This window comes from Caldimonas mangrovi, from assembly GCF_023721835.1.
Lineage (GTDB): Bacteria > Pseudomonadota > Gammaproteobacteria > Burkholderiales > Burkholderiaceae_C > Caldimonas > Caldimonas mangrovi.
Map to the genome: position 1 here is coordinate 94,310 of NZ_JAMKFE010000006.1, position 15,221 is coordinate 109,530.

A 15,221-nucleotide genomic window follows, 5' to 3' on the forward strand; every position below is an offset into this window, starting at 1 on the left:
TGGGCGTTGCCCAAAGCACGGTGGGCTCCGGCCCGCCGATCGCTTCGAAACCGAAGACGACCGGCAGGCCGGAGCCCACCCTGGGACCACCGGACCGGTTTTCAGCGACGCGGCGGCTTGCCTCCGAGCAGCGCGGCACCGCCTTGCGCCGGCTTGCCGGCCGGCGACGTCGGCTGCTGCGGGCGGGCGCCCTGCGCGGCATGACGGCCCTCATGGCCATGGCGCTGCGTGGCGCTGGCCGGTGCTGGCGGACGCGGCCCGCGTTGCTGCCCCTGGGGCTGCTGAGGCTTGGCCGGTGCGTTTCCGCGCGGGCCCTGTGCCGATGCCGGCCGGCCCTGGCCGTTGCGCTCGGCATGGCGGTCGCCGTTGCGCGAGCCGCCGTTCGAGCGCTGTCCGCCACCGTTGCCGCCGCGGCCCTTGCCGCCGCCACCGCCGATGCCGCCATGCAGCGTCATGCGGCCGAGCTTGATCGGCTCGGGTTTCGCGTGCGGGTCGGGCTCGAAGCCGGCGATGACCTCGCGCGGGATCTGGCGCTTGATCAGCTTCTCGATGTCGCGCAGGAAGCCTTCTTCGTCGACGCAGACCAACGAGATCGCCTCGCCCTGTGCCCCCGCGCGGCCGGTGCGGCCGATGCGGTGCACGTAGTCCTCGGACACGTTGGGCAGCTCGTAGTTGACGACGTGCGGCAGCTGGTCGATGTCGATGCCGCGCGCGGCGATGTCGGTGGCGACCAGCACCCGTAGCTCGCCCGACTTGAACTCCGACAGCGCCCGCGTGCGTGCGCCCTGGCTCTTGTTGCCATGGATCGCCATCGCGGTGATGTCGTCCTTCTGCAGCGCCTCGACCAGGCGGTTGGCACCGTGCTTCATGCGCGTGAACACCAGCACCTGGTGCCAGTCGTTCTGCTTGATCAGGTGCGCCAGCAGGTCCTTCTTCCTGTCGCGGTCGACCGGGTGGATTTTCTGCGCGATGGTCTCGGCCGTGGTGTTGCGGCGCGCGACCTCGATCATCTGCGGCTTGTTCAGCAGCCGGTCGGCCAGTGCCTTGATCTCGTCGGAGAAAGTGGCCGAGAACAGCAGGCTCTGCTTCTGCGCCGGCACGATGGCCAGCACCTTCTTGATGTCGTGGATGAAGCCCATGTCGAGCATGCGATCGGCTTCGTCGAGCACGAAGTACTCGATCTTGCTCAGGTCCAGCGTGCCCTGCTGGTGGTGGTCGAGCAGGCGGCCCGGCGTGGCGACCAGAATGTCGACGCCGCGCCGCAGCGCGTCGATCTGCGGGCCCATGCCGACGCCGCCGAACATCACCATGCTCTTCAGCGGCAGGTACTTGCCGTAGGTGCGCACGCTTTCCTCGACCTGCGCGGCGAGTTCACGCGTGGGCGTGAGGATCAGCGCACGGATCGCGACGCGACCCTTGGCGTCGCGCACGGGCTTGGCCGCGCTCAGCTTGTGCAGCAGCGGCAGCGTGAAGCCGGCGGTCTTGCCGGTGCCGGTCTGCGCGCCGGCGAGCAGGTCGCCGCCACTGATGACGGCGGGAATGGCCTGGGCCTGGATGGGGGTGGGGGTTTCGTAGCCCTGCTCGCGCACGGCACGGACGATGGGCTCGGCGAGGCCGAGTTCAGCGAATGTCATTGTGGGAAGTCGCTCCTGCCAAGGAGCTGCGGATCGGCCTGCTGCCGCTCATCAGGAGGGCACCAGTCGTAGGCAGATGGGTGTCGGAAAGGTCAAAAACGACTGCGGCGCCGTGACTGGAAGTGGCGCCGCGGGTCGGATTCTACGCGGCTTTGCCCGCGCGGTGCCGTTTGCCGCGACGCAAACCCACATTTCGTGGACCTGTCGTTTGCCGGCGCCTGGGTTTCCGATCGCTGTCAAACGCCTCGTTTCCTTGTCCTGTGCTGCCTGCGTCGCTGCAATACCGCCAGCCTGCGCCATGCGGGCCGGCCGGGGAGGGTGAGCCCCGGTCCGTGAGTTCAACCAAGGAGACATTCAATGAAAAAGCAGCTTCTCGCCCTGGCGGCGTTGAGCCTGTGGGCCGGCGTCGCCGGTGCGCAGTCGACGGCCACGGTGTACGGCAAGCTCGACCTCGGGCTCGGCAAGGCCCTGGGCACGAAGACCAAGACGATGATGGACGCCAGCGGCAGCCGGCTCGGCTTTCGCGGCGCGGAGGACCTGGGCGGTGGATTATCGGCGCTGTTCGGCATCGAACACCGCTTCGACCCCGACACCGGCGAGGCGCAGGGGCCGTTCTGGAAGGGGCTCTCATACGTCGGCCTGAAGGGCGGCTTCGGTCAAGTGACGCTGGGGCGGCAATACAACCCGGCGTTCAGCATCGTGCAGAACAACATCGACCCGTTCGGCGGCGACACGGTCGGCGAGTCGCGTTCCAACCTGCTGCTCGGGACCGGCAAGATCCGGGTCAACGATTCCATCCTCTACCGCTACAGCGGCGGGGGCTTCGACGTCGGCGCATCCTATGGCGTCGAGAAGGGTTCGGACAATGCCGGCGACAAGTCCGACCGCGCGTTCGCGCTCGCGGGCGGCTACAAGACCGGTGGGTTGTGGATGGGCCTGTCGTTCGAGAACCCGGCCGACAGCGAGGATCGGCTGCTGACGGCCGGCGCCAGCTACGACTTCGGCGTGCTGACGCTGTCGGGCGGCGTCAGCGACGGACGCCATGCCGCCGACGTGAAGGTGCGCGGCTACCTCGCAGGCGTCGACGTGCCGCTCGGCGGCGGCAACCTGCTGGCGGCTTACAGCCGCGCACGTGTGGACGGTGAGACGGCGTCGTCGAAGTTCGGCGTCGGCTATCGCTACCCGTTGTCCAAGCGCACCAAGCTGTACGCAGACATCGGGTACGACAACAAGAAGTTCGACGAGCAGAAGAGCGGATACGACATCGGCGTCATCCACACCTTCTGAATCCCGACCATTGCTCCTGGGGTTGCTGCCGGCGGCGTGCCGCCGGCAGCTTTTTGTCGCGACAGCTTTTCGAAAGACACAGAGGCGGCGAGCGACAGCGGGCCGACAGCTTGCCGCCCTTGCCCCCGCACCATCCCCGATGCGACGCGGTGGCCAGCCGGACACCATCACGGCACGGTATTCACGGAGGCGACGGGGGCGCACGCAGTGATGAAAGTCTTGGTCGTCGAGGACGATCGCCATCTGGCGCAGGGCATGCAGGCGGCGCTGGAGCAGCGCGGCTACACGGTGCAATCGTGCGGCAACGGCGTCGAGGCGCTGCAGCGTTTGCGCCATGAGGCGCCCGACGCCATGCTGCTCGACCTCGGCCTGCCGGGGCTGGATGGGCTGGCGGTGCTGGGGCGCCTGCGCACGCTGAAGTGCGCCGTGCCGGTGATGGTGCTGACGGCGCGATGTGGCGTCGGCGACCGCATCCAGGCGCTCAACGCCGGTGCCGACGACTACCTGTCCAAGCCCTTCGACATGGACGAGCTCGAAGCCCGGCTGCGTGCGCTGCTGCGCCGCTCGAGCGGCCGGCGGGCGACACACCAGCAGTGCGGCGAACTGCGCCTGGAGCTCGACTCGGGCGTGTTCTACCTCGGCGGTGCCATCCTCGAACTCAGCCCGCGCGAGCAGGCCTTCCTGCGCCCGTTGATTGCCAAAGCCGGTGTCGTGGTGCCCAAGGACCGGCTGTTCAGGGCCGTGTTCGCGCTCGAATGCGAGATCCTGCCGCAGGCGCTCGACGTCGTCGCCCATCGTGTGCGGCGCAAGCTGACCGGTGCGAGCGTCGAGCTGGTGACGGTGCGCGGCTTGGGCTATTTGCTGCGCGAGTCGATGCAGGCTGCGGCCTCAGCCCGCTGAGGACCGGGGCTGCAGCGGCTGCGGCGCGTGGGCGCGGCCGAACGCCAGCGTGCACAGACCCAGCAGCGCGAGCGGGACGCCGATCCAGGCCAGCCGCTCGAAGCCGATCGACGTGCTGGCAGCGCCGCCGAGCGCCGCGCCGAAGGCCGTGCCGAAATAGAGCATCGAGGTATTCAACGACAACAGCAGCGGCGCTTGCGCCGGTGACGCGGCCGCCAGCCGCGATTGCTGCGGCGTCATCATCCCGAAGCCGGCGATGCCCCAGACCACGAACACGGTGACGACCGCCGCATAGCTGCCTTCGGTGAGCGGCACCAGCGCCATCATCGTGCCGAGCGTCGTCAACTGCACCAGCAGCGAACGGCGCGGCCCGAAATGGTCGTTGGCCCAGCCGCCGATCAGCGTACCGGCCACGCCTGACAGCCCGAACAGCATCAGCGTGAACGACAACCGCTCGCTCGACATCGGCAGCAGCGCCTGCAGCACCGGGCCGATGTACGAGAACACGCAGAAGATGGCGGTGAAGTACAGCAGCGTCAGCGCCAGCGGCCAGGCCACCACGCCGCGTGCCAGCAGCCGGCCCAGCCCCTGGAAGCTGGCGCCCGGCGCGTCGATGTCTGCCGGCACCCATCGACTGGCGATTGCGAGCATCACGAAGGACAGCGCCGTGACGACCCACAGCGGCGCATGCCAGCCGTAGCGAAAGCCCAGCCAGGCGCCGAGCGGGATGCCGATCACGTAGCTGAGGCTGATGCCGAGAAAGACCACCGACAGCGCACGCCCGCGCCGTGCCGGCTCGACCGACGCGACCGCGATGCCGGCGGCGATCGGCGTGAACATCGCGCCCAAGCCCATCAGCATGCGCCCGGCGAGCAGCATGCCGAGGCTGGGCGCAAGCGCGCACACCGCGTTGCCGAGTGCGAACAGCAGCAGCGCCAGTTGCATGGCCCGCTTGCGCCGCCAGCCGCCGGTGAGCACGAGCATCACCGGCGCCAGCACCGCCGTCGACAGCGCGTAGACCGTGACGGCCTGGCCGGCGGCAGGCACGCTGACCTGCAGCGACTCGGCGATCGGCCCCAGGATGCCGCCGACGACGAAGGCGCCGGTGCCGATGATCAGGTTGATGAGCGAAAACAGCAGCAGAAGGCGAGGCATGCGAGGCTCGATGCGAAAAAAGGGCGAGGCCGCTCACCCTAGCAGCAAGCGAAAAAACCTGCTGACGCGAGACCTCTGCCGGGCTCCCGCTCGCAGCATCAGGCGACGACGCAAGCCTGTGCCGGCAGCGCTGCGCTGCCCGGCAAGGCGGTGGCCGGGGCGCAGGCGCCGGCGGCGATGCGTGCCGGATCGAGCAGCGTCAGCATCGGCTGGCGGCCGTCGGCGCCTCGCACGATGGCCGTGGCCAGCGGATCGTGCGCGGCGAGATAGGCAGGCAAGGGCTGCAAGGCGGTGGCGCCCACTTCGATGACGCTACCGAGTTCGTCGACCAGCAGCCCGAGCAGCGGCCCGGCCGGTGTCCTGCAGACCACCACCAGTCCGCTGCGCTGCGGCTGCGCCGCACCGCGCAGCGCATCCAGCTGCACCACCGGAACCGGCTCGCCGTCGCGCAGCACGACGCCGGCCAGGTGAGGCGCATCGCCGGGCAGCGCCGTGATGCGCGGCACCTCGACCGCTTCGATCACGTCGGCCGTTTTCAGTCCGAGCCATTGACCGCCGCAACGGAAGCTGGCGATCTCGCATGTGGCGGCGCCGGGTGCCGGCGGCGGCGGCTCGAAACCTGCCGGCAGGGCCGGCGCCGCTGCCGAGGCCTGGGCGCACACCCGCAGCAGCATCACGCCGGCCACGTCGTCGGGGCCGCATTCCAGGCTGCTGTCGTATTCGCGGTAGCCTGCGGACATCGCGAAGCCCACCGCATACAAGGTACCGGACAGTTCGAGCGCCAGCTGCCGCGACGCACCGCGCGCCAGCGTGGCGAGCTGGTCGCGGAACGGCACGTCCTGCCCCACTGCAAAGGCGGGGTCGGTGCTCGCGATGACCCGGCCCTCGCGTGTGACGAACAAGGCGCTGGCCTGCGCGAGCGGCGCGCCGTTCGCGTCGCGCGGCAGCGCATCGGCGAGCATCGCGTGCAGTTGCGGTTCGCTGTCGAACACGATGGCAACCGCACCGCACGGCTGCTGGTCATGACGCACCGTTGCGGCATAGATGTAGGTGGGGCGGCTGCCATAGAGCATGTGCGGCTCGAAGCGCGAGCGGGCCCAGGCCTGGGCGTCGGGCAGCGCCAGAGCGGGGCGCACCCAGCGGCCTTCGATCGTCTGGCGGGCGCGGTCGTCGGGCTGGCCGGTGCTTGAGCTCGCCAGCAACTGCCCGTCGCGGTCCAGCAGCACCAGCTGCGAGTACACGGTGTAGAGGCTGTTGATGTGTACCAGCACTCCCGTCGCTTCCGCGGCCGGCCTGAGCCCTGCGGCCGCCTGCTGCAGCGTGGGGTCGAGCGCCCACCAGCGGCAGTCGTTCGCGCGTTCGTAGAGGTTGCGGTCGAGGATGTCGACGGCCAGTGCCGCGCTGGCGCGCACCTCCTCGGTCAACCCGGCCACGGCGGATTGTTGAAGCTCGCCGATGGCCCGCTCGAACACGCGTTCGACGCGCTCGCCGGTTTGTGTGACCTGCCGCAGCAGCGCCGCCGCGAAGCGGCCCGGGCTTGTTGCGCCGTGCTCCTTGGCACGCCCTCGCACGCGACCGTTCCACACCGAGCGCTCCAGCCCGCGCTGGATGCGATGCGCCTGTGCCGGAATGCGGCGCAGTTCCTCGTCGAACAGCGGGCTGTGGTCGAGCGCTTCGGCCGGCATGTGCACGTCGCTCGCCTGCGTGGTGCCGGTGCGGCCGAACGCCAGCGCCAAGGGCACCAGCGCGCAGACCTGCCAGCCGGGACCCGCATAGCCTTGGTAGGCATGGGCGGAGGTGCGCACCGCCAGGTACTCGCGGCCGGCGAAACGCAGCAGATGCGGATGGTCATGGCCGCCCTGCAGCCGAGCGTTCGCGGGGATCTGCCACGGGTCCGAACTCGCGAGCACCGTACCGTCTTCGGCCAGCAGCGCCAGCACACAGGCGCTCTGCCCGGCCGGCGCCACCTGCTCGAACACCCGCGACATCTCGTCGTCGAAACGGAAGGACAGGCACAGCACGCCGAGTGCGCGCTCGTTGTGGCCGCCCCGTATCGGCGCCGAGTACACCAGCCCGCGACGGCCGTCGAGCACATCGATGGCGCCGAAGCTCTCGACGAAGCCGGCCTCGCCCTGCAGGGACTGCTGCACCAGCGCATGCGCGCAGTGCGTGGCGCGGCACGAACGGTCCAGCCGGGCGAGCACCTCGCCGTCGCGGCTGAGCACCGCGACGTCGTCATAGACCGAGTACTTGGCGACGTAGGCCCGAAAGCGTGCCTCAAGCTCCCCGCGCATCGCTTCGGTGTGCCGTTGCGATGCCCGCGCTTCCACGTGCGCGCGCACCACCGCATCGACGGCCAGAAAACCGACGTCGGCGGTGCGCTCGAACAGGTTGCGCACCAGCAGGTCGATCGCCACCTGTGCACGGCCACGCAGCTGGCGCAGCGTGTTGTCCAGCTGGCGGCGCGCCAGCGCATCGAGCAGCGTGTCGGTCAGCGACCGGAACTCGCCGCCGGTGGCGGTGATGTCGGCCGCGATGCCGCTGGTTTCACCGAGCAGCGTCAGCTGGTCCCACACGTCTTGCAGCCGTTGCAGCGACTCACGGTAGTCACCGACCGATTCCATGTGCCCGACCAGCTCCGCGACGTGACTGTCGAACGCGATGCCCTTGACCGTTCTCTTGCTGCTCATGCCTGCCTTTCACACGCGACCGGCCGCGGGCGATGCGAGGCCGGCGGCATGCAGTCCTATCGGGTGGACGACGGAGAACTTGAGAACGGCGCCGGGTGAATTCACAGGGTGCACCGCACTGGGTACGGGCACGCCTCGTTGCGGTGCGCTCGTGTGCGATCAGCGGTGCAGCGCCTCGGCATGGTGCGCGAGGTGATCGTCAATGAAGCTTGCGATGAAGTAGTAGCCGTGGTCGTAGCCGGCGTGCCGGCGCAGCGTCAAGGGCTGACCCACGGCGGCACAGGCCGCCTCGAACAGATGCGGGTGCAACTGCTGCGCAAGAAAGGAATCGGCGAGGCCCTGGTCGACCAGGATGCCGCCGGGGTAGGGCGGCTGCATCTGCCGGGCCATCAGCTCGGTGGCATCGTGTTCGGCCCACTGTGTGCGGTCGTCGCCCAGGTAGCCCGAGAACGCCTTCTCGCCCCAGGGGCAGCGAGAGGGCGCAGCGATCGGCGCGAAGGCCGACAGCGATAGGAAGCGCCCCGGGTGGCGCAGCGCCAGCGTCAACGCCCCATGGCCGCCCATCGAGTGGCCGAACAACCCGCTGCGCTGCACGTCGACCGGCAACTCGGCGGCCACACTCGGCAGCAATTCGTCGAGCAACCAGCTCTCCATGCGCCAGTGCCGCCGCCACGGCTCGCGGGTTGCGTCGAGATAGAAGCCCGCGCCCACGCCGAAGTCCCACGCGTCCGCCTCGCCCGGTACGTTGGCACCGCGCGGGCTGGTGTCGGGCGTCAGCAGCGCGAGACCCAGGCGAGCCGCATGCCGCTGCGCCCCCGCCTTGATCGCGAAGGTCTCCTCGGTGCAGGTCAGCCCGGCCAGATAGGTCAACAGCGGCACCGGCCCGGATTCGGCCTGCGGCGGCAGATAGACCCCGAAGCGCATCGGCAGACCGATCACCTGCGATGCCTGTCGATAAAAGCGCTGCACCCCGCCGAAGCAGCGGTGCTCGCTGAGCAGTTCAAATTCCGTCATCGCAGCCATCCCGGGAGCGGTTCAAGGTCGGTTCCATGTGCACACGAGGCGACCGATGTGCTCGATCCATTGCGCACGGCTTGCGCCGGCCCAACAGCCACCGCGGATCCGGCTCCGCCGGTCCGCTGGTGGCGCCCCCTCCTCGGGAGGGGGCGGCCAAAGGCCGTAGGGGGAGGCTCAATAGACCACCACTGAGCGGATCGACTCACCCCGCTTCATCAGGTCGAAGCCTTCGTTGATCTGCTCCAACGTCAAGGTGTGCGTGATCAGGTCGTCGATGTTGAGCTTGCCGTCCATGTACCAGTCGACGATCTTCGGCACGTCGGTGCGCCCGCGCGCGCCGCCGAAGGCCGAGCCCTTCCAGACCCGGCCGGTGACCAGCTGGAACGGCCGGGTGCTGATCTCGGCGCCGGCTTCGGCCACGCCGATGATGATGCTCTGGCCCCACCCCTTGTGACAGCATTCCAGCGCCTGGCGCATCGTGGTCGTGTTGCCGATGCACTCGAAGCTGTAGTCGGCACCGCCGTCGGTCAGTTGCACGATGGCGTCGACCACGTTGTCGACGTTCTTCGGGTTGATGAAATGCGTCATGCCGAACTTGCGCGCCAGTGCTTCGCGGTCCGGGTTCAGGTCGACGCCGATGATTCTGTCGGCCCCCACCATCCTGGCGCCCTGGATCACGTTGAGGCCGATGCCGCCGAGCCCGAACACCACGACGTTGGCGCCGGCCTCCACCTTGGCGGTGAAGATCACCGCGCCGACGCCGGTGGTGACACCGCAGCCGATGTAGCAGACCTTGTCGAACGGCGCGTCCTGGCGGATCTTCGCCATCGCGATGGCCGGGGCGACGATGTGGTTGGCAAAGGTGGACGTGCCCATGTAGTGGAACAGCGGCTGGCCGCCCAGCGAGAACCGGCTGCTGCCGTCGGGCATCAGGCCCTTGCCCTGCGTGGCGCGGATCGCCTGGCACAGGTTGGTCTTGCGCGACAGGCAGAATTTGCACTGCCGGCACTCGGGTGTGTACAGCGGGATCACGTGGTCGCCCGGCTTCAGGCTGGTCACCCCGGGACCGACTTCCAGCACGACGCCGGCCCCTTCGTGGCCGAGAATGGCCGGGAACAGGCCTTCGGGATCGGCGCCCGACAGCGTGTAGTAGTCCGTGTGGCAGATGCCGGTCGCCTTCACCTCGACCAGCACCTCGCCTTCGCGCGGGCCGTCCAGCGTGACTTCCTCGATCGTCAGCGGCTGGCCGGCCTTCCAGGCCACGGCAGCTTTGGTTTTCATCGTATGCCTCCTGAAGATGGTGGCGCTCATTGTTCCTGCGGTGGCGGCCGGGAGGGCGAAGACCCCAGGCCGCGCCGGTGCTTGGGGCGAGCAGCGCGCAAGGGCTTGGACCCGGCCGCGGCGGGGGGCCGCGCCGATTGGCGATAATGCCCCCTTCGGCGGCTCCCGCCGCCTCGCCCGGCCTCCCGGCTGCGGCTTCCCGGCAGCATTCCAATCTCTCTCAGGACACGCGATGGCTCAATACGTCTACACGATGAACCGCGTGAGCAAGACCGTCCCGCCCAAGCGGCAGATCCTCAAGGACATCTCGCTCAGCTTCTTCCCCGGCGCCAAGATCGGCGTGCTCGGCCTCAACGGCGCAGGCAAGTCGACGCTGCTGAAGATCATGGCCGGTATCGACAAGGAGATCGAGGGCGAGGCCACGCCGATGCCGGGCATCCGGATCGGTTACCTGCCGCAGGAGCCGCAGCTCAACCCCGAGCAGACCGTGCGCGAAGCGGTCGAGGAGGGCATCGGCGGCGTGCTGGCCGCCAAGAAGCGCCTCGACGAGGTGTACGCCGCGTATGCCGAGCCCGATGCCGACTTCGACGCACTGGCGGCCGAGCAGGCCGAACTGGAAGCGATCATCACCGCCTCCGGCAGCGAGAACACCGACGTCAAGCTGGAGCTGGCCGCCGACGCCCTGCGGCTGCCGCCCTGGGACGCGACGATCCGGAACCTGTCGGGTGGCGAGAAGCGCCGCGTCGCGCTGTGCCGGCTGCTGCTGAGCCAGCCCGACATGCTGCTGCTCGACGAGCCGACCAACCACCTGGACGCCGAGTCGGTCGACTGGCTGGAGCAGTTCCTCGGGCGCTTCCCCGGCACCGTGGTGGCGATCACCCACGACCGCTACTTCCTCGACAACGCCGCCGAGTGGATCCTCGAACTCGACCGTGGCCACGGCATTCCGTACAAGGGCAACTACAGCCTGTGGCTGGAGCAGAAGGAAGCGCGCCTGGAGCAGGAGCAGAAGTCCGAAGACGCCCGCATGAAGGCGATGAAGAAGGAACTGGAGTGGGTGCGCCAGAACCCCAAGGGCCGCCAAGCCAAGAGCAAGGCGCGTCTGGCCCGCTTCGAGGAGCTGTCCGACTTCGAATACCAAAAGCGCAACGAGACGCAGGAAATTTTCATTCCGGTGGCCGAACGCCTGGGCAATGAAGTGATCGAGTTCAAGAACGTCTCCAAGAGCTTCGGCGACCGCCTGCTGATCGACGACCTCAGCTTCCAGGTGCCGGCCGGCGCCATCGTCGGCATCATCGGCCCGAACGGCGCCGGCAAGTCGACGCTGTTCCGCATGATCCTGGGCAAGGAACAACCCGATTCCGGTGAGGTGGCGATCGGCCGCACCGCCAAGGTTTCGGCCGTCGAGCAGACCCGCGAAGACCTGCAGGGCGACAAGACCGTGTGGGAGGACGTCTCCGGCGGGCTCGACAACCTGACGGTCGGCAAGTTCGTGATGCCGTCACGCGCGTATCTCGGCCGCTTCAACTTCAAGGGCAACGACCAGCAGAAGCTGGTCAAGAACCTGTCCGGCGGCGAACGCGGCCGGCTGCACCTGGCCAAGACGCTGGCGACCGGCGGCAACGTGCTGCTGCTCGACGAGCCGTCGAACGACCTGGACGTCGAGACCCTGCGGGCGCTGGAAGACGCGCTGCTGGAGTTCGCCGGCTCGGTGATGGTGATCAGCCACGACCGCTGGTTCCTCGACCGCATCGCGACGCACATCCTGGCGGCCGAAGGCGACTCGAAGTGGGTGTTCTTCAACGGCAACTACCAGGAATACGAGGCCGACAAGAAGAAGCGCCTGGGCGAAGAGGGCGCGCGCCCGCACCGCCTGCGCTACAAGCCGATCACGCGGTGAGCCGCTTCAGGCAAGCCGCTTGCGCGTGTCCCACCCGTGGCCGTCAAGGCCACGGGTGACGGGGCCATGACGGCTGGGCGGTTCAGGTGTCGTCGGGCCGGTTCGTGGCCGCAGCCGCGCTCTTGAAACGCAGTGGCAGGTCCGGTACTGGCGGCACGTTCGCAATGCCGAGCCGGCTCATCAGATCGAGCTTCGCCTGCGCCTTGAACGACTGGACCCCGTTGTTGGCTGCGCCTTCGGCCCCGGCCGCCTGATTGCGCAGACCCTCGAAGGCAACGCGGCACTCCCGGATCTCGCGCAGCAGGTCCGCAGACGCGCGTTCGTACAGCGACCCTGCCGGGTATTGGTGGACCCAGGTTTGCGGCGATGCGGCCAGCAGGTGCGCCCCGTACGGTTCGGGCAACCGGGGGGCGAGTTGCCTGCACTGGCCGAGCGCCCGATCGCTGGGGGCCTTTTGCGCGGCGTCTTTGACGAGGGCATCGATCACGTGGTGCTGCTGGTCCAGGGGCAGTTGTTCCCGGGCCGCCTGCACGATCTGCGTGACCTGCTCCGGCCATTGATCGTCGCCGCGCAGGACGACGGCCCGGCCCAGACCCAGCAGCGCAGTGCCCAGGCTCGACAGCGACAGCTCGCCGCCCACGCGGGCCGGGCCCGGGATCGGTGGCGCCCGGTCCGTCGGGTCCAGCAGCCGAACGGTCTGCATGACCGAGTGAAAGGAGGTGGACTCGTCCGACCTCGAGAACCTTGTGATGTACGCCGCAGTGGCTTGATCGAACGGGTACCGCCTGGCGTCGAGCGCGTCGGACGTCACGGAGCTTGCGGATTGCGGCGTCGAGGCGGGCGCACGCTGTTGGGACGAGGGGGCTGGTGGTTCCGGCACTGCACTGGAAGGTGACGGCCGGTAGGCCGCGTCCGGGCCGTCGGACGCCGCCACGCTATGCCGGGAAGGTGTCGCACTGCGAGGCTGTCGCGAGACGTCCCGTGCCGTCGAACCGCCACGGCGCGGGCGCTGGGCGAGGGGTTGCATTTCCAACGGGTGCGTGCGGGTGTCCGGTTCGGAGGGGCCGCCATCGGCCCTGGCAGGCGGGGCCGAGGAAGCGATGCGTCGGAATATCCGCATTTCGAAGACTCTGCAGGGGCATTGCGATCGGGCTTGCACCTTGTCGCTGAGGGACGGCGTGCGAGCCCCGGCATCCGAAGGGCACGCGGACGGGGCGAAGCGACTGTCCGCGGCGCAGAGCACCTGTCGACGGGCACTTGTTTGTCAAGGCTCATTCGGGCCTGCGACGCCCCGAAGAGGAGGGGATTGACGCGCCGAGCTGCGCTTCTCACGATGCCATGCATCGACCGAAGAGGAGCGCCCCATGCACACCACGCCCGACCCAATGGTTGCCGGCCACTCGGGTGACCGCGAACCTTCTCCTGTCACTCCCGGCGATCGCCACGGCCCGCGCGGCATCATGCGCATGGCCCGGCCGGATGCGCTCGACTTCCGCGACCGGCTGTTCGCGCCCAACATCTCGGTGGCCCCGAAAGCCCGGCTGTTCCCCGGGATCTGCCTGCCGATCAAGCACCAGGGCGAGACCAACGCGTGCACCGGTTTTGCGTTGTCGACGGTGGTCGAGCACCTGCTGAAGATCTCGCAGCGTGAATCTCAGATCGAGGTGTCGCCCTTCATGCTGTACTCGATGGCGCGTCGTTATGACGAGTTTCCCGGCTCGTCGCAGGACGAAGGGTCCAGCCTGCGCGGCGCGCTGAAAGGCTGGTTCAAGCACGGCGTGTGCTCGCATGCGTTGTGGGGGCCGCGGCTGGACATGCCCAACGTGCCGAACGACCCCAGCGAAGACTGGTGGCTCGACGCGGTGAAGCGCCCGCTGGGCGCGTACTACCGCGTGGCACCGGACAACATCAGCGACATGCATGCCGCGCTCAACGAGGTCGGCATTCTCTTTGCGAGCGCCGGCTGTCATGCCGGCTGGGACGACGGCTTCGACCTCGCCCCACGTGCCGAGCGGCCGACGTCGTGCCGCGGCATCTGGACGATCCCGCTGCAAGGCGGCAAGGCAGCGCACCCGGGCCATGCGTTCGCCATCGTCGGCTACGACGAGGACGGCTTCCTGGTGCACAACTCGTGGGGCACCGAGTGGGGCACGCACGGCTACGCGATCCTCACCTACGACGACTGGCTCGCCAATGCGATGGATTGCTGGGTCGGGCAACTCGGCGTGGTGACACAGGAGCATCGGGCGATCTCGCGTGCCTCGACCCTGCGCACCGATGACGAGGGCAAGGTGCAGCTCGCGGCGAGCCAGGTGCTGCGCGACCGTGAGCTGTCACCCTTCATCCTCAACGTCGGCAACAACGGCCGCCTGAGCAACAGCGGCGTGTTCCGCACCCAGCCCGACGACGTGCGCGCGATGATCGACGTGCACCTGGCCGAAGCGCGCCGGCGCTGGGGCCTCGAGAACGAGCCGGTCGACGTCTGCGTCTATGCGCACGGCGGCATCGTCAGCGAATCCGAAGCGTCCGCGGTCGCCGCGCGCTGGGTTCCGCGCCTTTACGAGCAGCGCATCTTCCCGATCTTCCTGATGTGGGAGACCGACTTCTGGACCACGGTGATCAACTCCCTCGAAGACGCCGTCAAGGGCATCCCCCGCACGACGGGCGGTCTCGGTGACAGCCTCAAACGCTGGTGGAACGAGCGCCTCGAGCGCCTGCTGGCGCGGCCCGGCACGCTGCTGTGGAGCGAGGTCAAGCAGAACGCCGAGGCGATCAGCAGCGAGCACGACGCCGAGGTCGGCGGCACCTTGCTGTATCAGCACTTCAGGCAGTCGGTCGAACACGGGCGGGTGCGCATGCACCTCGCCGGCCATTCGGCAGGTGCCGTCGTGCACAGCCACATCGTGCAGCGGCTGGTGAAGCGCGGCATGCAGTTCGAGTCGCTCAGTTTCATGGCGCCGGGAGTGCGGGTCGACACCTTCGAGCAACTGGTGCGGCCGCACCTGCTGAGCGGGGCCGTGCGGCGGTACCAGCAGTTCCACCTCACCGATCGGGCCGAGTTGGACGACGGCACTTGCGGGCCGTACCGACGGTCGATCCTCTACCTGGTCTCCGAGGCGTTCGAAGGGGGCTCGGCGGTACCGCTGCTGGGGATGCAGAAGTATGCCGACCGGGTGCTGGCCGGGGTGCCGAACGTGACCGTGCATGCGTCGCCGGGGGGCTTGAGTGCGGCGACGACGCATGGGGCGTTCGATGAGGACGAAGGGACGATACGGGGGGTGGTCGATTTCATCAAAGGGGTGAGGTAGGTGCCTTTGATGTGCTCCGTTGCGCTGCGGCGTCTTGTTTGGCTTGCTT

General features: G+C 68.7%; 10 protein-coding genes. 4 read left to right on the forward strand and 6 right to left on the reverse strand.

All coding sequences use genetic code 11. The features are described from left to right. Positions 1–101: 101 nt before the first annotated feature. Positions 102–1,634 carry a DEAD/DEAH box helicase gene (locus M8A51_RS11775; protein ID WP_251778631.1) on the reverse strand — a complete coding sequence of 511 codons (1,533 nt, stop codon included), beginning with the start codon at positions 1,632–1,634 and terminating at the stop codon, positions 102–104. 357 nt (positions 1,635–1,991) lie between these two features. On the opposite strand from M8A51_RS11775, the gene M8A51_RS11780 reads away from it, so the two are divergent. Together M8A51_RS11780 and M8A51_RS11785 are read left to right on the forward strand one after the other, a co-directional pair. Further along, positions 1,992–2,921 carry a porin gene (locus tag M8A51_RS11780; RefSeq protein WP_251778633.1) on the forward strand — a complete coding sequence of 310 codons (930 nt, stop codon included), beginning with the start codon at positions 1,992–1,994 and terminating at the stop codon, positions 2,919–2,921. A 210-nt stretch (positions 2,922–3,131) separates the two neighbouring features. Then, on the forward strand, positions 3,132–3,821 hold the full coding sequence (locus tag M8A51_RS11785; protein ID WP_251778635.1) for a response regulator: 690 nt from the start codon (positions 3,132–3,134) through the stop codon (positions 3,819–3,821). Here the strand turns inward: M8A51_RS11785 and M8A51_RS11790 are convergent. From M8A51_RS11790 to M8A51_RS11805, 4 genes are all read right to left on the reverse strand, one after another. Further along, positions 3,810–4,976 (reverse strand): MFS transporter, encoded by a 1,167-nt coding sequence (locus tag M8A51_RS11790; protein WP_251778636.1) that lies wholly within the window; start codon positions 4,974–4,976, stop codon positions 3,810–3,812. The two genes, M8A51_RS11785 and M8A51_RS11790, sit on opposite strands and share 12 nt — an antisense overlap. 98 nt (positions 4,977–5,074) lie before the next feature. Beyond that, complete coding sequence (locus M8A51_RS11795; protein WP_251778638.1) at positions 5,075–7,666, reverse strand: chemotaxis protein CheW; 2,592 nt, start codon at positions 7,664–7,666, stop codon at positions 5,075–5,077. A gap of 159 nt (positions 7,667–7,825) precedes the next feature. Next, entirely contained in the window at positions 7,826–8,680 is an 855-nt protein-coding gene (gene fghA / locus M8A51_RS11800) for an S-formylglutathione hydrolase (protein ID WP_251778640.1), read from the reverse strand. 177 nt (positions 8,681–8,857) lie between these two features. After that, complete coding sequence (locus M8A51_RS11805) at positions 8,858–9,964, reverse strand: S-(hydroxymethyl)glutathione dehydrogenase/class III alcohol dehydrogenase (RefSeq protein ID WP_251778642.1); 1,107 nt, start codon at positions 9,962–9,964, stop codon at positions 8,858–8,860. Between the two features lie 232 nt (positions 9,965–10,196). Between M8A51_RS11805 and ettA the strand changes: the two genes are divergently transcribed. Next, positions 10,197–11,864 carry an energy-dependent translational throttle protein EttA gene (gene ettA / locus M8A51_RS11810; RefSeq protein ID WP_251778644.1) on the forward strand — a complete coding sequence of 556 codons (1,668 nt, stop codon included), beginning with the start codon at positions 10,197–10,199 and terminating at the stop codon, positions 11,862–11,864. Positions 11,865–11,946: 82 nt separating this feature from the next. On the opposite strand, the gene M8A51_RS11815 is transcribed toward ettA, so the two are convergent. Further along, the gene (locus M8A51_RS11815; protein WP_251778646.1) at positions 11,947–12,567 is read right to left on the reverse strand and encodes a hypothetical protein; all 621 of its coding nucleotides are present in this window, start codon (positions 12,565–12,567) and stop codon (positions 11,947–11,949) included. 661 nt (positions 12,568–13,228) lie between these two features. On the opposite strand from M8A51_RS11815, the gene M8A51_RS11820 reads away from it, so the two are divergent. Further along, positions 13,229–15,172, forward strand: a complete 1,944-nt coding sequence (locus M8A51_RS11820) for a C1 family peptidase (protein ID WP_251778648.1) — start codon at positions 13,229–13,231, stop codon at positions 15,170–15,172. The last annotated feature ends 49 nt before the right edge of the window (positions 15,173–15,221 follow it).